The organism is Agrobacterium sp. ST15.16.024 (genome assembly GCF_027956545.1).
Taxonomy (GTDB): Bacteria; Pseudomonadota; Alphaproteobacteria; order Rhizobiales; family Rhizobiaceae; genus Agrobacterium; species Agrobacterium cucumeris.
In genome coordinates this window covers 349,648-367,795 of record NZ_JAQKGO010000004.1, presented here as the reverse complement: position 1 = coordinate 367,795, position 18,148 = coordinate 349,648, and the positions used below count along the sequence as shown (strand labels likewise).

The 18,148-nt window shown below is 57.9% G+C and carries 19 protein-coding genes; 15 read left to right on the top strand and 4 right to left on the bottom strand.

The window, feature by feature from the left end; genetic code table 11:
* Nucleotides 1–38: 38 nt before the first annotated feature.
* Entirely contained in the window at nt 39–563 is a 525-nt protein-coding gene (hslV, locus tag PL640_RS16435; protein WP_142842096.1) for an ATP-dependent protease subunit HslV, read from the bottom strand.
* A gap of 201 nt (nt 564–764) precedes the next feature.
* On the opposite strand from hslV, the gene hisB reads away from it, so the two are divergent.
* Genes hisB through coaA form a run of 7 tightly spaced genes read left to right on the top strand, consistent with a single transcriptional unit; the run spans nt 765 to nt 5,385 of the window.
* On the top strand, nt 765–1,361 hold the full coding sequence (gene hisB / locus PL640_RS16430) for an imidazoleglycerol-phosphate dehydratase HisB (protein ID WP_271362648.1): 597 nt from the start codon (nt 765–767) through the stop codon (nt 1,359–1,361).
* Between the two features lie 22 nt (nt 1,362–1,383).
* Nucleotides 1,384–1,878 (top strand): DUF2628 domain-containing protein, encoded by a 495-nt coding sequence (locus PL640_RS16425; protein WP_271362647.1) that lies wholly within the window; start codon nt 1,384–1,386, stop codon nt 1,876–1,878.
* A 1-nt stretch (nt 1,879) separates the two neighbouring features.
* Complete coding sequence (hisH, locus tag PL640_RS16420; protein WP_271362646.1) at nt 1,880–2,530, top strand: imidazole glycerol phosphate synthase subunit HisH; 651 nt, start codon at nt 1,880–1,882, stop codon at nt 2,528–2,530.
* A gap of 1 nt (nt 2,531) precedes the next feature.
* On the top strand, nt 2,532–3,275 hold the full coding sequence (gene hisA / locus PL640_RS16415) for a 1-(5-phosphoribosyl)-5-[(5-phosphoribosylamino)methylideneamino]imidazole-4-carboxamide isomerase (RefSeq protein WP_271362645.1): 744 nt from the start codon (nt 2,532–2,534) through the stop codon (nt 3,273–3,275).
* Nucleotides 3,272–4,048: an imidazole glycerol phosphate synthase subunit HisF gene (gene hisF, locus PL640_RS16410; protein WP_269700722.1), complete on the top strand. Its 777-nt coding sequence runs from the start codon at nt 3,272–3,274 to the stop codon at nt 4,046–4,048. The genes hisA and hisF overlap by 4 nt, the downstream gene beginning before the upstream one ends.
* A gap of 15 nt (nt 4,049–4,063) precedes the next feature.
* Entirely contained in the window at nt 4,064–4,387 is a 324-nt protein-coding gene (locus tag PL640_RS16405) for a phosphoribosyl-ATP diphosphatase (RefSeq protein ID WP_142842102.1), read from the top strand.
* Nucleotides 4,384–5,385 carry a type I pantothenate kinase gene (coaA, locus tag PL640_RS16400; RefSeq protein WP_193559532.1) on the top strand — a complete coding sequence of 334 codons (1,002 nt, stop codon included), beginning with the start codon at nt 4,384–4,386 and terminating at the stop codon, nt 5,383–5,385. Before PL640_RS16405 ends, coaA begins: the two co-directional genes overlap by 4 nt.
* Nucleotides 5,386–5,428: 43 nt before the next feature.
* Here coaA and lysM read toward each other — a convergent pair whose 3' ends face one another.
* The 3 genes from lysM to PL640_RS16385 all read right to left on the bottom strand — a co-directional run bounded on the left by lysM (nt 5,429) and on the right by PL640_RS16385 (nt 8,135).
* Nucleotides 5,429–5,878, bottom strand: a complete 450-nt coding sequence (gene lysM / locus PL640_RS16395) for a peptidoglycan-binding protein LysM (RefSeq protein WP_271362644.1) — start codon at nt 5,876–5,878, stop codon at nt 5,429–5,431.
* A gap of 86 nt (nt 5,879–5,964) precedes the next feature.
* A complete protein-coding gene (gene arfB / locus PL640_RS16390) occupies nt 5,965–6,399 on the bottom strand; it encodes an alternative ribosome rescue aminoacyl-tRNA hydrolase ArfB (protein WP_142842105.1) in 435 nt (144 codons plus the stop codon).
* Between the two features lie 125 nt (nt 6,400–6,524).
* Nucleotides 6,525–8,135 carry a phosphoenolpyruvate carboxykinase gene (locus tag PL640_RS16385; protein ID WP_142842106.1) on the bottom strand — a complete coding sequence of 537 codons (1,611 nt, stop codon included), beginning with the start codon at nt 8,133–8,135 and terminating at the stop codon, nt 6,525–6,527.
* Nucleotides 8,136–8,473: 338 nt separating this feature from the next.
* On the opposite strand from PL640_RS16385, the gene chvI reads away from it, so the two are divergent.
* From chvI to tsaE, 8 genes are all read left to right on the top strand, one after another.
* Complete coding sequence (gene chvI, locus PL640_RS16380; RefSeq protein ID WP_142842368.1) at nt 8,474–9,199, top strand: two-component system response regulator ChvI; 726 nt, start codon at nt 8,474–8,476, stop codon at nt 9,197–9,199.
* 56 nt (nt 9,200–9,255) lie between these two features.
* Nucleotides 9,256–11,046: a two-component system sensor histidine kinase ChvG gene (chvG, locus tag PL640_RS16375; RefSeq protein WP_269700731.1), complete on the top strand. Its 1,791-nt coding sequence runs from the start codon at nt 9,256–9,258 to the stop codon at nt 11,044–11,046.
* Nucleotides 11,036–11,500, top strand: a complete 465-nt coding sequence (locus tag PL640_RS16370; protein ID WP_271362643.1) for an HPr kinase/phosphorylase — start codon at nt 11,036–11,038, stop codon at nt 11,498–11,500. The genes chvG and PL640_RS16370 overlap by 11 nt, the downstream gene beginning before the upstream one ends.
* 125 nt (nt 11,501–11,625) lie before the next feature.
* Nucleotides 11,626–12,027: a PTS sugar transporter subunit IIA gene (locus tag PL640_RS16365; RefSeq protein ID WP_003505374.1), complete on the top strand. Its 402-nt coding sequence runs from the start codon at nt 11,626–11,628 to the stop codon at nt 12,025–12,027.
* A gap of 11 nt (nt 12,028–12,038) precedes the next feature.
* Nucleotides 12,039–12,314, top strand: coding sequence for an HPr family phosphocarrier protein (locus PL640_RS16360; protein WP_046799729.1), 276 nt, complete (start codon nt 12,039–12,041; stop codon nt 12,312–12,314).
* 127 nt (nt 12,315–12,441) lie between these two features.
* Nucleotides 12,442–13,842 (top strand): adenosylhomocysteinase, encoded by a 1,401-nt coding sequence (gene ahcY, locus PL640_RS16355; protein WP_271362642.1) that lies wholly within the window; start codon nt 12,442–12,444, stop codon nt 13,840–13,842.
* A gap of 208 nt (nt 13,843–14,050) precedes the next feature.
* Nucleotides 14,051–16,636 (top strand): sensor histidine kinase, encoded by a 2,586-nt coding sequence (locus PL640_RS16350; RefSeq protein WP_271362641.1) that lies wholly within the window; start codon nt 14,051–14,053, stop codon nt 16,634–16,636.
* Entirely contained in the window at nt 16,633–18,144 is a 1,512-nt protein-coding gene (tsaE, locus tag PL640_RS16345; RefSeq protein WP_271362640.1) for a tRNA (adenosine(37)-N6)-threonylcarbamoyltransferase complex ATPase subunit type 1 TsaE, read from the top strand. The genes PL640_RS16350 and tsaE overlap by 4 nt, the downstream gene beginning before the upstream one ends.
* Nucleotides 18,145–18,148 lie beyond the last annotated feature (4 nt).

The window sequence follows — 18,148 nt, the reverse complement described above, 5'->3', positions numbered from 1 at the left end:
CGGCCCGGCCCACAGGACCCATGGTTGAGAAAATTCGCTTATTCGGCGTCGAGCATTTCGACGACGAGATTATGGTTGGTATAAACGCAGATATCGGCGGCGATATCGAGCGCCTGGCGCGCTACGTCTTCGGCCGACTTGTCCGTGTCCATCATGGCGCGGGCAGCCGCAAAGGCGTAGTTGCCGCCGGAACCAATGGCGATCGCGCCGTGCTCCGGCTCCAGCACATCACCATTGCCGGTGATGGCGAGCGTGGTGGATTTATCAGCGACCAGCATCATGGCTTCGAGATTGCGCAGATATTTGTCGGTGCGCCAATCCTTGGCGAGCTCGACTGCGGCGCGCATCAGCTGGCCCGGATATTGCTCGAGTTTCTTTTCAAGACGGTCGAGCAGCGTGAAGGCATCCGCGGTCGCGCCAGCAAAACCGGCAATCACTTCACCCTTGCCGATGCGGCGAACCTTGCGGGCATTGCCCTTCATGACGGTCTGGCCGAGGCTTACCTGACCATCGCCAGCCATCACGACCTTGCCGCCTTTTCTGACTGTAATAATCGTTGTCATCAAACACCTGTCTGCCCTGTCGGGCCTGCGGTTAACGGGCCGGTATGCGGCCCTTCTCGAGTTCTATGTAAGTTTGCTTTTCGCGATTGCAATCTTCGAGGCGACGCACCGTTTTCGGCATGTCGGGCAAGACGATGGAACAACTGGATATTTATGTCCCGTGCTGATAAGGAACGGCAACATTTTCACGGAGCGGCCAAAATGGCAGAACGTAAAGGCGAGATTATCCGCACCACCAACGAGACCGCGGTTTCGGTGCGTGTGGATATCGACGGCACCGGCAAGTCGACAATTTCCACCGGCGTGGGATTTTTCGACCATATGCTGGACCAGCTGAGCCGCCATTCGCTGATCGACATGGACATCGAGGTCAAGGGCGACCTGCATATCGATGATCATCACACCGTGGAAGATACCGGCATTGCCATCGGCCAGGCCATTGCCAAGGCGCTGGGTGACCGTCGCGGCATTACCCGTTATGCCTCGCTTGATCTTGCCATGGACGAGACGATGACCAAGGCTGCCGTCGATATTTCCGGCCGGCCCTTTCTCGTCTGGAACGTCAATTTTTCTGCACCGAAGATCGGCACTTTCGACACGGAACTGGTGCGCGAGTTCTTTCAGGCGCTGGCCCAGAATGCCGGTATTACGCTGCATATCCTGAACCATTACGGCGCCAACAACCATCATATCGCCGAAACATGCTTCAAGGCCGTTGCCCGCGTTCTTCGCACGGCAACCGAGATCGACCCCCGGCAGGCAGGCCGCGTTCCCTCCACAAAGGGTATGCTGGCCTGACGCCAAAGCTGTCAGGAAGCCCATGACAAGCTATCTCGTTCTGGAAGCCCGAAACGGGCCGGACAGGGACCACAAAACGACCCGTTTCATTGCAGACCGTTTCGTCTGGCTGGCTCTGATTGCGCCGTGGTTGTGGCTCGCGATCAACCGCGCGTGGCTGGCGGCGGTGGTCGTTTTTATCGCCCTCGTTCTGGCCGGTCAGGCATCAACGTTACCCGGATTCGAACCGGTCGGTATTCTGTGCGGCTTTGCCATTTCCCTCATCATCGCACTGGAGGGACGCGATTTTCTCGTGCGGCACTTGATCCGAAAAGGCTGGAAGATGACATCGATCATCTCCGCCCCTGATCTTTCGAGTGCGGAAGACATATATTTCTCCAAGCTCTCAGAAAACACCGAAACGACGGAACAGCTTTCACAGCCGGTCTGGACCGCTTCGCCGCAGAAGAACGGTGACAAAAACTTCATCAACGATCCCGCCGGATCGTTTCTTTTCGACTTGAATGGAAGGCGCTGACATGCGTGTCGCGATCATCGACTACGGTTCGGGCAATTTGCGTTCGGCCACCAAAGCTTTCGAGCGTGCCGCCCGCGAGGCCGGCATCAATGCCACCATCGATCTGACCGACAGGCCGGATCACGTCGCTACGGCGGACCGCATCGTCCTGCCTGGTGTCGGCGCCTATGCGGATTGCCGCGCCGGTCTTGATGCCGTTCCCGGCATGCATGAGGCGCTTGTCGAAGCCGTCGAGAAAAAAGCCCATCCCTTCCTCGGCATCTGCGTCGGCATGCAGCTGATGTCCTCACGCGGCCTGGAAAAGACCGTCAGTGCCGGGCTTGGCTGGATTGAGGGCGACGTCGTGGAAATGACGCCCTCCGATACCAGCCTCAAAATCCCGCAGATCGGCTGGAACACGCTGGAAATCCGCCACGCCCACCCGCTGTTTGACGGCATCAAGACCGGCGCGGACGGGCTGCACGCCTATTTCGTGCATTCCTATCATCTGGCGGCCAAGCATTCGACGGATGTCATCGCCACCACCAATTATGGTGGCGCGATGACTGCTTTCGTCGGTCGTGACAATATGGCCGGCGCGCAGTTCCACCCGGAAAAAAGCCAGACGCTCGGCCTTGCCCTGATTTCCAATTTCCTGCGCTGGAAGCCCTGACATGATTCTTTTTCCCGCAATCGACCTTAAAGACAGCCAGTGCGTTCGCCTGAAACTTGGTGATATGGACCAGGCCACCGTTTACAACGAGGATCCCGGTGCACAGGCCAAGGCCTTCGAAGACCAAGGCTTCGAATGGCTGCATGTCGTCGATCTCAACGGCGCCTTTGCCGGCCAGACCGTGAATGGCGAGGCGGTCGACGCCATTCTGAAAGCTACGAAAAACCCGGTGCAGCTTGGCGGCGGCATCCGCACGCTTGATCACATTGAAGCGTGGCTGAGCCGCGGGCTTGCCCGTGTCATTCTCGGCACCGTCGCTGTGCGCGATCCGGTTCTCGTCATCGAAGCCTGCAAGCGTTTCCCTGGCCAGGTCGCCGTCGGCATCGATGCCAAGGGCGGCAAGGTTGCCGTTGAAGGCTGGGCCGAGGCCTCCGAACTCGGCGTCATCGAACTTGCCAAGCGCTTCGAGGGTGCCGGCGTCGCCGCCATCATCTATACCGATATCGATCGCGACGGCATTCTGGCCGGCATCAACTGGGCCTCGACGCTGGAATTGGCCGATGCCGTCTCCATTCCGGTCATCGCCTCCGGCGGCCTTGCCTCCATCGATGATATCAAGCGCATGCTGCAGCCGGATGCTGCAAAGCTCGAAGGCGCGATTTCAGGCCGCGCGCTTTATGATGGGCGTATCGACCCCTCGGAGGCGCTTGCCCTCATCAAGGCTGCGAAGGAGGTAAGCGCATGACCCTCAAAGCCCGTATTATTCCCTGCCTCGATGTAAAGGACGGCCGCGTCGTCAAGGGCGTGAACTTCGTCGATCTGATCGATGCCGGCGATCCCGTCGAGGCGGCGAAAGCCTATGATGCAGCGGGAGCCGATGAACTCTGCTTTCTCGATATTACCGCCTCCTCGGATAATCGCGACACGATCTTCGAGGTGGTTTCGCGCACGGCCGATCATTGTTTCATGCCGGTAACGGTTGGTGGTGGGGTTCGCAGCGTTGCGGATATTCGCAAGCTGCTTCTGTGCGGCGCCGACAAGGTCTCGATCAATTCCGCAGCGGTCAAGGATCCGGATTTCGTGGCGCAGGCTGCCGACAAGTTTGGCAACCAGTGCATCGTCGTTTCCATCGATGCCAAGCGGGTTTCCAAGGACGGAGAAGCCGACCGTTGGGAAATCTTCACCCATGGCGGACGCCAGCCAACCGGGATCGACGCCGTGGAGTTTGCCATCAAGATGGTGGAGCGCGGCGCAGGTGAATTGCTCGTTACCTCGATGGATCGCGACGGCACCAAGAGCGGCTATGATATCGGCTTGACGCGCAGTATTGCCGATCAGGTTCGTGTCCCCGTCATCGCTTCTGGCGGCGTTGGCACGCTGGATGATCTGGTGGCAGGCGTTCGTGATGGTCACGCGACGGCGGTGCTCGCCGCCTCCATCTTCCACTTCGGCACCTATTCGATCGGGCAAGCCAAGAGCTACATGGCCGAGCATGGCATCGCCATGCGTCTCGACTGATTGCAGGAACATCTCATGAGCGCATTTTCCCTTTCCGATCTGGAACGCATCGTCGCAACCCGCGCCGCTGCATCTCCTGACGAATCCTGGACGGCCAAACTTGTCGCGGCTGGGCAGGAACGGGCGGCTAAAAAACTCGGTGAAGAGGCAGTGGAAGCTGTCATCGCTGCCATCGCGAAAGACCGCGACGGGCTGAAGAATGAAGCCGCTGACCTGCTTTACCATCTGCTGGTGGTACTGAAGATCGCCGACATTCCTTTGAGCGACGTTTTTGCCGAGCTGGAGCGCCGGACGGGCCAGACCGGCCTTGCGGAAAAGGCGGCGAGGCCCAAATCATGAATGTCACGGCAGGCAGTGGGGAGAGAGGCATGCCGAGCACAATCGATCATTTCCGGCCCGATGAATATTCGCCCTACCACTTCTTCAGTTCGGAAGAATGGGCGAAATTTCGCGCCGATACGCCACTGACGCTTTCCGCCGACGAGGTCAAACGGCTGCGCTCGCTTGATGATCCGATCGATCTGGACGAAGTGCGGCGCATCTATCTGTCGCTGTCGCGCCTGCTATCTTCGCATGTAGAAGCATCGCAACTGCTTTTCGAGCAGCGCAACCGCTTTCTCAACATGGGGGATGTCAACAAGACACCATTCGTCATCGGTATTGCCGGTTCAGTCGCGGTTGGAAAATCAACGACAGCGCGTATCCTGAAAGAGCTTCTGGCGCGCTGGCCCTCCAGCCCGAAGGTCGATCTCATCACCACAGACGGATTTCTCTATCCGAATGAGGTGCTGCGGCGTGAAAACCTGATGGAGCGCAAGGGCTTTCCGGAAAGCTACGATATCGGCGCGCTGTTACGTTTCCTGTCGGCCATCAAGGCAGGCCAGCCGAATGTGAAGGCACCGCGTTATTCGCACCTGACCTATGACGTCCTGCCGAACGAGTTCACCGTCATCGACCAGCCGGATATCCTTATTTTCGAAGGCATCAATGTGCTGCAATCGCGGGACCTGCCGGCGGGCGGGCGGATCGTGCCCATCGTTTCCGACTTCTTCGATTTCTCAATCTATATCGATGCCGACGAGGATTTCATTCACAACTGGTATGTGAACCGGTTCATGAATCTGAGAAACACGGCTTTCCGCGATCCCAATTCATTCTTCAACCGTTATGCGTCGATCAGTGAAGAAGCGGCGCTCAGCATTGCCGAGGGTCTCTGGCAGAACATCAACCTGAAGAACCTGCGCCAGAACATCGTTCCGACGCGCCCGCGTGCGGACCTTATTCTGCGAAAGGGAAAGAACCACCTGATCGATACGGTAGCGCTTCGCAAACTGTAAAGATGCCGCGCGTGGGCGGCATCTCCAGTGGCTAAACCCGTTATTATGCGAGGTCGGGAATACGCAGAACCTGGCCGGGATAGATCCTGTCGGGATAGGTCAGCATCGGCTTGTTGGCTTCGAAGATAATGTTGTTTTTCGCGCCATTTGCCTTGCCATACTGGGCTTCGGCAATCTTCCAGAGATTGTCGCCCTTCTTGACGGTGTAGAAGACGGGTTCTTTTGCCGGGGCTTCGGCCACTTTCAGTTCACCGGCCTCGACCTTGGAAATGCCGAGCGTATTGCCGACTGCAATGACCGCCTTTTCGAAAACAGACTGATCGGCCACTTCGCCCTTCAGAACGACCTTGTCGTCCACCACCTCGACCTGAACCTTGTCCGTGCCGAGATCGTGGGAAGCGAGTTCCTTCTTGACCGCATCGACATCAGGTGCGTCATCGCCGCCGATACCAAGCTTTTTTCCCGCTTCCTTGATGAAATTGAACAGACCCATAGCACCCTCCTTGGTTGTAGGGAGGATTACCAGACGATATTTGAAGCTCTATGACAAGGGCGAAAGATTTCGCGCAGGATTGCCACCTAGTCCCCCGAGGGCTTACCACGCATTTTCTTGACATCGGAACGGCCGGATTTCGCCTTCAGGCGGCGCTCGACTGATCCCTTGGTGGGTTTGGTGGCCTTGCGCACTGGCGGCGGCGGGGCGGCGGCTTCGAGGATCAGCTCCTTCAGCCGCTCACGCGCATCTTCGCGATTGCGCTCCTGGCTGCGAAACCGGCTTGCCTCGATCATCAGCACGCCATCTTTCGAAACACGTCGGCCCCCCAGGCGCAGGGCATTCACCTTCACCCGATCCGACAGGGAGGGTGAATTGGCGATGTCGAAAAACAGCTGAACCGCCGTCGAGACCTTGTTGACGTTCTGGCCGCCCGGCCCACCGGCCAGCACGAATTGCTCCGTCAGCTCCCAGCCGGCGATAGTGATACGGTTACTGATGTAAAGCGGGTCGCTGGCCATGATCTTTCTCCGCGCCGGTGATGCCACAGAACGCGTGAAATGAAAACAGTGGCCAGAATCAAGAGACCGGCAAAAAGAAACCTGGCACAAGGCCGGGTCCCCTCCTCCTCACAAATGAGGCTTTATTATTCAGCCGCGAGCAGAAGGCCCGGGGCTGCGTCGCGAACCTTGCTGTCGACGTGATCTTCGAACTTGGTGAAGTTCGTGACGAACATCGAGACCAGCTTCTTAGCCTGCGCGTCGTAAGCTGCGCCATCGGCCCAGGTTGAACGCGGATCGAGAATTGCACTATCGACGCCATCAAGCGACAGCGGCACCGCGAAGCCGAAATTCGCATCGGTGCGGAACTGTGCATCCTTCAACTCGCCGGTGAGTGCAGCCGTCAGAAGCGCACGTGTCGCCTTGATGGGCATGCGCTTGCCGATGCCGTAAGCACCGCCTGTCCAGCCGGTGTTGACCAGCCAGCAATCAACGCCGTGCTTGCCGATCAGTTCACGCAGCAGGTTGCCATATTCCGCTGGGTGGCGTGGCATGAAGGGTGCGCCGAAGCAGGTGGAGAAGGTGGCTTCCGGTTCGGTCACGCCCTTTTCCGTTCCGGCGACCTTTGCGGTGTAACCGGAAAGGAAGTGGTACATGGCCTGTTCCGGCGTCAGCCGCGCAATTGGCGGCAGCACACCGAAGGCATCCGCCGTCAGCATGATGATCGTTTTCGGATGACCGGCAATGCCGGTTTCCGATGCATTCGGAATGAAGTGCAGCGGATAGGCGCTGCGGGTGTTTTCCGTCAGCGAGTTGTCGTTGAAATCGGGAACGCGGTTTTCGTCCAGCACGACGTTTTCGAGAACCGTGCCGAAACGATTGGTAGCGGCGTAGATTTCCGGCTCTGCCTCGGACGAAAGCTTGATCGCCTTGGCATAGCAGCCACCTTCGAAATTGAAGATGCCATGTTCGCCCCAGCCATGTTCGTCATCACCGATCAAGGTGCGTGATGGATCTGCAGACAGCGTGGTCTTTCCGGTGCCGGAGAGACCGAAGAACACGGCGGAATCACCCTCAGGACCGACATTGGCCGAGCAATGCATCGGCATCACACCCTTGGCCGGCAGAAGGTAGTTCAGCACCGTGAAGACCGACTTCTTGTTTTCACCGGCATAGGAGGTGCCGCCGATGAGGACGAGACCGTTGGTAAGGTCGCAGGCGATGACGGTTTCCGAACGCACACCGTGACGGGCGGGATCAGCCTTGAAGCTCGGCAGGTTGATGATGGTGAGCTTCTGCTTGAAACCAGCCAGTTTTTCCTGCTTCGGACGGATCAGCAGATTGCGGATGAACAGCGAGTGCCAGGCAAGCTCGGTGACGACGCGTGTCGGCAGCGCATTTTCCTCATCGGCGCCGCCGATCAAATCCTGAACATAGAGGGTCTTGCCGGCGGCGTGGGCCAGCATGTCCTTATGCAGCAGCTCGAAGTTTTCCGGCGACAGCGGCTTGTTGTTATCCCACCAGATGGTGTTCTCGGTGGAAGCGTCGCGCACAACGAACTTGTCCTTCGGCGAACGGCCGGTGTGCTGGCCGGTGACGGCGCGAAGAGCGCCATCGATTGTCAGTTCGGCCTCGCCGTTGCGGATCGCCTCTTCGTATAATTCGCTCTCGTTGAGGTTATAAAAGACGCGGGAAGCCTCGCCCAGTCCGAGTTCCGCAACTCCATTGGCAGGATTATGAACCCCAAGCTCGTTCATGACGCGTTCCTTGTAAATGACGATAAGGCCGTTGAAATTTTCACGGAAAATACGTGGCAGCTTTTGGAAACGCAAGAGCCGAACTTTAAAAAACTTAGTGATTTCAATATATTAATCGATTTAAAAGATTTTATTTCTTTTTAAATCGGTTGAAGACGCATTAAAATCCAGCTGCGGCGGTTTCACGAAATCCGGCCACCGCACCCGCACGATTTTGGGGCGAGTTTTCCTTTGCCACAATTTGTTCCACCTTTATACTCAAGAGAGTGGCTCGCGGCGCACAACCTGGCTGGGTGAATGTCGGGAGTTACGAGAAAATGACGATGGAGACCAACTACATGCAGACGATCGCGCTTGTCGACGATGACCGGAATATTCTCACTTCGGTATCGATCGCGCTCGAAGCCGAAGGCTACCGGGTCGAAACGTATACGGACGGCGCCTCCGCGCTTGACGGGTTGATCGCCCGTCCGCCGCAGCTCGCCATTTTCGATATTAAGATGCCCCGCATGGACGGCATGGAGCTTTTGCGGCGCCTGCGTCAGAAATCGGATCTGCCGGTGATCTTCCTCACCTCCAAGGATGAGGAGATCGATGAATTGTTCGGCCTGAAAATGGGCGCGGATGACTTCATCACCAAACCCTTCTCGCAGCGCCTTCTGGTTGAACGCGTCAAGGCGATCCTGCGCCGCGCCAGCAGCCGCGATGCCGCGCCAGCGGCCGGCGGCGCAATAAAGCCGACGGCGGACCAGCAGGCCCGCACGCTGGAGCGCGGGCAACTCGCCATGGATCAGGAGCGTCATACCTGCACCTGGAAGGGCGAACCGGTGACACTCACGGTTACCGAATTCCTCATCCTGCACTCGCTGGCGCAGCGGCCGGGCGTGGTGAAAAGCCGCGACGCGCTGATGGACGCCGCCTATGACGAGCAGGTTTATGTGGATGACCGCACCATCGACAGCCACATCAAGCGCCTTCGCAAGAAGTTCAAACTGGTCGATGGCGACTTCGATATGATTGAAACGCTTTATGGCGTAGGATATCGCTTCCGCGAAGCGGCCTGAATCGGCACGCAAATCGGAAGAGACCACCCGAAGAGTGGTGGCGAGGACTTAAATACGTGTTGAAGAAAACGCCGGAAACCGTCTCGGATAGCGACGATGCCGAAGAACGCGGCAGCGAACGCCGCCATCGTATCCATCCGCTGACGATCATCCGGCGCATTTTCGGCAATGCGGTGTTTTCCAGCCTCACGCGCCGCATTCTTTTCTTCAATGTCGCGGCGACGGTCGTTCTGGTCGGCGGTATTCTCTATCTCAACCAGTTCCGTGAGGGGCTGATCGATGCGCGCGTCGAAAGCCTTCTGACGCAGGGCGAAATCATCGCCGGCGCGATTTCGGCCTCCGCTTCGGTCGATACCAATTCGATCACCATCAACCCCGAAAAGCTTCTCGAATTGCAGGCGGGGCAAAGCATCACGCCCGCTCCCAATGACGAGGACTTAAGTTTTCCGATCAATCCCGAACGGGTGGCACCAGTGCTGCGGCGGCTGATTTCACCGACGCGCACCCGCGCGCGACTGTTCGATGCCGATGCCAATCTGCTGCTCGATTCCCGCCATCTTTATTCGCGCGGACAGGTTCTGCGCTTCGATCTGCCGCCGGTAACGCCGGAAACCCAGACCTGGGGTGAGTGGTTCACCAGCATGTTCAACCGCATGCTGCAGCCAAGCAGTCTGCCGCAATACAAGGAAGCGCCTGGTGGCGACGGTTCGATTTATCCGGAAGTGATGAATGCGTTGACCGGCGTGCGCGGCGCAGTCGTTCGCGTCACCGAAAAGGGTGAGCTGATCGTTTCGGTCGCCGTGCCGGTGCAACGCTTCAGGGCGGTGCTTGGCGTATTGCTGCTCTCCACCCAAGCGGGCGATATCGACAAGATCGTGCATGCGGAGCGCCTGGCCATCATGCGTGTTTTCGGCATCGCCACCCTCGTCAATATCGTTCTGTCACTGCTTCTGTCCTCCACCATCGCCACGCCGCTGCGGCGGCTTTCCGCCGCCGCGATCCGCGTGCGCCGCGGGGCGCGAACCCGCGAGGAGATACCGGATTTTTCGGCCCGTCAGGATGAAATCGGCAACCTTTCGATTGCGCTGCGTGAAATGACGACGGCGCTTTACGACCGTATCGACGCGATCGAAAGCTTCGCTGCCGATGTCAGCCACGAACTCAAGAACCCGCTGACCTCGCTACGCAGCGCCGTGGAAACCCTGCCGCGCGCGAAAACCGAAGAATCAAAGCAACGGCTGACCGAGATCATCTTCCATGACGTTCGGCGTCTCGACCGACTGATCAGCGATATTTCGGATGCGTCGCGGCTCGATGCCGAACTGGCGCGCGCCGATGCCTCGCCGCTCGACCTTGATGTGCTGATGAAAGGGCTGGTAGACATATCCCGCCAGATCAGCACCAAGAAGAAAAGCGTGGCAATCGACTATGTAGCCGACCGGAAGGCCGGAGCCAAAACCTCCTTCGTGGTGAATGGCCACGACCTTCGCCTCAGCCAGATCGTCACCAATCTGATCGAGAACGCCCGTTCTTTCGTGTCAGAGGAAAGTGGTCGCATCACCGTGCGTCTTTCCCGCCACAAGGATCGCTGCCTCGTGCAGGTGGAAGATAACGGACCCGGCATTCAGGCCGAAGATATCGACCGGATTTTCGAACGGTTTTACACGGACAGACCGGCGAGCGAAGGCTTCGGCCAGAATTCCGGCCTTGGTCTTTCCATCAGCCGGCAGATCGCCGAAGCCCATGGCGGCAGCCTGAGGGCGGAAAATGTCGTCGACAAATATGGCGTGATATCAGGCGCACGCTTCACCCTGTCGCTGCCGGCGGCCGAAACCCATGAACGCTGAACGCTTCAACCTGCATGCCACCGCCATCACCGTTCAAAACACGGGAATCCTCTTCACGGGACCATCCGGCAGCGGCAAGAGCGAGCTTGCCTTCAGTTTTCTGACCGAGGCTGAACGCTGCGGATTGCCGGCGGCGCTGATCGCGGACGATCAGATTTTCGTGTATCGCGACGGCGAAGACATCATTGCCGAGCGGCCGCAAGCGATTGCCGGCCTGCTGGAATTGCGCGGCAGCGGCATTGTTTCGCTCAGCAGCGTTGCGAGCGCTCCACTCCATTTTGCCGTCACGACAGTTCTTTCACCGGAAAATCCCAGACTTCCCGAAGATGACGAAGTGTTTTTGCTGCCCTGTGGTGGGCATCTTCCACTTCTGCGCATACCGCTTGCAAGTCTTACGCCCTATGGAAAATTTGCTGCACTTGCTCAGAATCTTTTTAAAACGAATGTGAAGTGACGATGATTCGGGCGATTTTAGGCTTGCGATTCGCATTTTCCTCATCAAGATGAAATCCCACCGATGGACAGGATTGCCGCGTTGCGATAGTCGGCAATGAGAGTGCGTGTGCAAGGGAGCATTTCATGATCGGACTAGTGCTTGTCACCCATGGCAAGCTGGCTGAGGAATTTCGCCATGCGTTGGAGCATGTCGTTGGTCCCCAGAAATTGATCGAGACGGTTTGTATCGGTCCCGAAGACGACATGGATCAGCGCCGGCAGGATATCATCGACGCCGTTGCGCGTGCCAATGATGGCAATGGTGTTATCATATTGACGGACATGTTTGGTGGCACACCGTCCAATCTTGCAATCTCCGTCATGAATAACGGCAATGTCGAAGTCATCGCCGGGGTCAATCTTCCGATGCTGATCAAGCTTGCCGGTGTTCGCAGCGAAGACAATATGGACAAGGCCCTTCAGGATGCATCCGATGCCGGCCGCAAATATATCAACGTCGCCAGCCGCGTTTTAAGCGGCAAGTGAGAAGTCAGCCCATGTCGCCTCTCTCCCGGGAATTGCCGATCATCAACAAGCGCGGTCTCCATGCCCGGGCATCTGCGAAATTCGTTCAGATGGTCGAGGGCTTCGACGCAACGATCACGGTTTCCAAGGACGGCATGACCGTCGGCGGCACTTCCATCATGGGCCTGATGATGCTGGCGGCCAGCCCCGGCTGCAGCGTCTATGTCGAGGCAAGCGGCAATCAGGCGTCGGAGGCGCTGGCCGCGTTGGAAGCTCTGGTGGCCGACCGCTTCGGCGAAGAAGCCTGAGCCAGCAACATATAAAGACATAAAGACCTCTTTATATCATCATTGCCAGATCGTTTGTGGCCTGCTAAACCGCTGCTACGTTTAAAAGCCGGGCCAACAGGCGCGGCATTCTGATCTGGAGAACTTCATGAGCCTTGAGAAGGACTACATTGTCGCCGACATCAACCTTGCCGCATTTGGCCGCAAGGAGCTGGACATCGCCGAAACCGAAATGCCCGGCCTGATGTCCTGCCGCAAGGAGTTCGGCGAAAGCAAGCCGCTGAAGGGCGCACGCATCACCGGTTCGCTTCACATGACGATCCAGACCGGCGTTCTCATCGAAACGCTGAAGGAACTGGGCGCGGACGTTCGCTGGGCCTCCTGCAACATCTTCTCGACGCAGGATCATGCAGCAGCGGCCATTGCAGCGGCTGGCATTCCGGTCTTCGCCGTCAAGGGTGAAAGCCTGACGGAATATTGGGAATATACCGACAAGATCTTCCAGTGGACCGATGGCGGTCTGTCCAACATGATCCTCGACGATGGCGGCGATGCCACCATGTACATCCTGCTTGGCGCACGTGCCGAAGCCGGCGAAGACGTTTTGTCCAATCCCGGCTCTGAAGAAGAAGAAATTCTTTTCGCGCAGATCAACAAGCGCCTGAAGGCTTCTCCCGGCTGGTTCACCAAGCAGCGCAACGCGCTGAAGGGTGTTACCGAAGAAACGACGACGGGCGTTCATCGTCTTTACGATCTCAGCAAGAAGGGCCTCCTGCCCTTCCCGGCGATCAACGTTAATGACAGCGTCACCAAGTCGAAGTTCGACAACAAATACGGCTGCAAGGAATCGCTGGTGGACGGCATTCGTCGTGCAACCGACGTGATGATGGCCGGCAAGGTCGCCGTCGTCTGCGGTTACGGCGATGTGGGCAAGGGTTCTGCCGCCTCGCTGCAGGGCGCCGGTGCCCGCGTGAAGGTCACCGAAATCGACCCGATCTGCGCGCTTCAGGCTGCCATGGACGGTTTTGAAGTCGTTCGTCTGGAAGATGTCATCTCTTCCGCCGATATCTTCATCACCACCACCGGTAACAAGGACGTCATCCGCATCGAGCATATGCGCGAGATGAAGGACATGGCTATCGTCGGCAATATCGGCCATTTCGACAATGAAATTCAGGTCGCCTCGCTGCGGAACCTGAAGTGGACGAACATCAAGCCGCAGGTCGACATGATCGAGTTCCCGAAGGGCAACCGCATCATCCTTCTGTCCGAAGGCCGCCTGCTGAACCTCGGCAATGCCACCGGCCACCCGTCCTTCGTCATGTCTGCATCCTTCACCAACCAGGTGCTTGGCCAGATCGAGCTCTTCACCAAGCAGGGCGAATACAAGAACGAGGTTTACGTGCTGCCGAAGCATCTCGACGAGAAGGTTGCGCGCCTTCATCTCGAGAAGCTCGGTGTGCGGCTAACAGAACTTTCCGATCTGCAGGCAGATTATATCGGCATCTCCAAGGAAGGCCCGTTCAAGGCTGAACACTACAGATATTAATATCATAGTTAATTTCCACTGAAATTACACAACATATAGATGCCGCGCACTTGACAAAGTGCGCGGCATCTTTTTTGCGCCATCCCTTTCCGCAGATTTATGAAGGCGGTATTGTCATCGGACTTGATTCGGACACGCCAAAGGGCGGCGGGGACGAAATGGGATGTCTTGTCGAAGATGCGGCACATAGGACGGAGACAGACCGGGGATGACGGTTCACAATTCGGATCTGCGCGAGCAGACAGTTCAACGCGTTGAAAACACGCAAGGCTGCGTGGCATTGAGCGCGCAGGTTCTGGCGCATTGCCGGCTGGCGATCAGCGCGGTCCGGACAGGGATTTCGCGGCTTCCCGTGCTGATGTCGGGGACCATTCTTGCCGGTTCGGCAAGTGTCTCGCTGGCGCAGGACGGCCTTGTTGCCAAGACCGGTGCGCGGCTGTTCTCCTCTGGCGAAACAATCACCTATTCGCTCTTTGTCGGCATGCTTTCGGCGACGCTGTTTTCCGTCGTCTGGCTGGTGCGCCAACGCGGCAATATCGAGTCGGAAAGCAGTGAATACCGCAAGGCGCTTGCCGAGACCCACCACAAGATCGCCAAATACGAGGCGCTGATTTCCGATAAGGGCCGGCGCATTGTTATCTGGGATGGCGCTGACAAGCGGCCCGAATTTCTGGGGCAATTGCCCGTGGAGACCGGCGCACCGCAGGCGGATCATGATTTTCTGGCCTTCGGGCGCTGGCTAAAGCCATCCTCTGCAAGCCAGCTTGAAAAATCCCTCGAAAAACTTCGCAGCCATGCGCAGAGTTTCGATCTGACCATCGAGACGCAGCGCGGCGAAGTCATTGAAGTTCAAGGCCGGGTTTCCGGCGGCAATGCATTTGCACGTTTCGTCGCGCTTAATAATCTGCGCGCCGAGCTTGCAGAATTGCAGGTGGAACGCGAGCGTCTGATCACCTCGGTCTCGACGTTTCAGGACCTTCTGGATTCCATCGAACAGCCCGTCTGGCGCCGCAATGGCGAAGGTGAGCTAACCTGGGTCAACCACGCCTATGCGCAGGCCGTGGATGCACGCGATGCCGACCAGGCCGTACTTGAAAAACGCGAGCTGTTGAACACGGTTACCCGGCAGAAGATACGCGCGGCCGCGACGCCGGAATCACCCTATCATGACCGCATTTCGACTGTGGTTTCCGGCAACCGTACCTTCTTCGACGTCGTGGATATCAAGACTGCGGCGGGTTCGGCCGGTATCGCCATCGATGCCACCAAAGCGGAAACCATCAGCGAAGAACTCAAGCGGGTTCTGAAAAGCCACGCCGAAACGCTGGATCATCTGGCAACGCCCGTCGCCATCTTCGACGGCCGGCAGCGGCTGCAATTCTACAATCAGGCTTTTGCAACCCTTTGGGGTCTCGATCTGGTTTTCCTCGAATCCGGTCCTGACAATTCCGAGCTTCTGGACAGGCTGCGCACCGCCGGCAAATTGCCCGAGCAGCTGAACTGGAAAAACTGGAAGGAGACGGCGCTCGCCGTTTACCGTTCGCTCGATACCAAAACCGATCTCTGGCACCTGCCGAATGGGCAGACACTGCGGGTCATCGCAACCGCCCATCCACAGGGCGGCGCGACCTGGGTTTTTGAGAACCTGACCGAACAGGTCGACCTGCAGATGCGCTACAACACGCTGGTGAAGGTACAGGGCGAAACCATCGATCATCTGGCCGAAGGTGTGGCGGTGTTCGGTGCCGATGGCCGTATTCGCCTCTCCAACCCGGCATTCCGGGCGCTCTGGGGTGTAACCTCCGAAGAGGCGGAAACGGGCACCCATATCCGCGCCATCGAAACCGCCTGCACACAATCCTATGACAGGCCGGACGGCTGGCGCGCCTTCAGCCAGTTCATCACCAGCTTTGATGATGAGCGCCCATCCAAACAGGGAACGCTCGAACTGCTCTCCGGTCTCGTGCTTGATTTCGCTATCATTCCGCTGCCGGATGCGCAGACCATGCTGACCTTCGTCAACATGACCGACAGCGTGCGGGCTGAAAGGGCGCTCAAGGAAAAGAACGATGCACTTCTGAAGGCCGACGAGCTGAAGAATGATTTCGTTCAGCATGTTTCCTATGAATTGCGTTCGCCGCTGACGAATATTATCGGTTTCACCGACCTCCTGAAGACGCCCGGCATCGGCCAGTTGACGGACCGGCAGGCGGAATATCTCGATCATATTTCCACTTCGTCCTCGGTGCTTTTGACCATCGTCAACGATATTCTCGATCTTGCGACCGTCGATGCCGGCATCATGCAGCTGAATTATTCAGACAATGATCTGAACGAATTGCTCGAAGACGTTTCTGTGCAGATCGCCGACCGGCTGCAGGAGAGCGGTATTTCGCTTGAAATCGTCGCGCCGACCCATCTTGGCAGCCTGGTCGCCGATCATCAGCGTCTGAAGCAGATCCTCATCAAGCTGCTTACCAATGCGATCAACTTCGCCCCGGAAGGTTCCGCCGTTGAACTGTCGTGCCAGCGCAGCGAGGGCGACTTCCTGTTCTCGGTGGCAGATAAGGGCCCGGGCATTCCGGAAGACATGCTGAAAACAGTCTTCGACCGCTTCGCGACACGCGGCAATGGCGGTCGGCGGACCGGCGCAGGGCTTGGCCTTTCCATTGTCGAAAGCTTTGTCAGCCTCCATCATGGCACGGTCAGCATCGATAGCCGCCCCGGCAATGGCACCATCGTCACCTGCCGCATTCCTTCCGGCACGCGCCCGCATTCCATCGCCGCAGAATGAGCCAAGACATCTTGCCGATCACCATTTCCCTTGAGGGAGAAAAAGATACCATCAGGCTCGGTGAAGACCTTGCGCTGGCATTGAAACCCGGCGATTGCCTGGCGCTGATCGGCGATCTCGGCGCCGGTAAATCGACACTCGCCCGCGCCTTCATCCGGGCGATGGCGAATGAGCCGGATCTCGAAGTTCCAAGCCCCACCTTCACGATCATCCAGACCTATTCCGCTCGCATTCCGGTTGCCCATCTCGATCTATACCGGCTTTCTGATGTCTCCGAACTGGACGAGCTCGGCATCGACGAGATGCTGGAGGACGGCGTCTGCCTGATCGAATGGCCGGATATCGCCGCCGAGGTTCTGCCGCCGGAACAGACCGTCACGCTTCGGCTGACGCATTCCGGCGAAGGACGGCTGGCTTCCATCGAAGCTCCGGCAAAACTGAAAGCGCGGCTTCAGCGTGTTTTCGCCATTCGCGAATTCCTCGCGAAAAATGGCAGGGGCGATGCGACCCGCCGTTTCCTGAGTGGTGACGCTTCCACACGTGCCTATGAGACCATTTCCGGCGATGACCCGGATCTTATCCTGATGGACTGGCGGCGCCCCTTGAGAGGCGCGATCATTGCGGATGGCAAGACCTATGCGGAAATCGCCCATCTTGCCCAGGATGCGCGTTCTTTCGTGGCGATCGGCGAGTATCTGCGAAACAGCGGCTTTTGCGCGCCAGAGCTTCTGGCAGCGGATATCGATCAGGGCATTCTCCTGCTGGAGGATTTGGGGCGCGACGGGGTGCTTGCGCCCAAGGGAACGCCGATAGAAGAACGTTATCTGCAGAGCGTTGCCTGCCTCGCAGCCCTTCATCAGACCCCGCGACCCGACCTGTTACCGGTGATTGACGGCAGCACCTATGAGGTTCCCCCTTTCGATCGGCAGGCGATGAAGATCGAAGTCTCTTTGCTGGCGGAATGGTATCTTCCCCACAAACGCGGCAAGCCGCTCACCGATAGCGAGAAGAGTGACTATTACGCCCTGTGGGATAGCCTGATCGACTCGCTCGCTGATTGTGAAACAGGGCTTCTGCTGCGCGATTTCCATTCACCCAACCTTCTCTGGCAGGCGCAGAATAGCGGTATTCGGCAGGTCGGCCTGATCGATTTTCAGGACGCGATGATCGGCCCCACCGCTTATGATCTCGCCTCCATCGTGCAGGATGCCCGGGTTACCATCGAACCCGAGCTGCAGGCGCGTCTGCTCTCGCATTATCTCGACAGCAGAAGAAACACACCTTCATTCGATGAAGCCGCTTTCCTCAAGGCTTTCGCCATCATGTCGGCGCAGCGTAACTGCAAGCTTGCCGGTATCTGGGTGAGGCTGTTGGAACGGGATCAAAAACCCGGTTATATGAAACATATGCCGAGGACGTTCCGCTATCTTGCCGCGGCGCTTTCGCATCCGGAGCTTCAGCCTCTTCGAGACTGGTGTGTCGGCATGGGCATGGAATTCAACGACTGAAAGA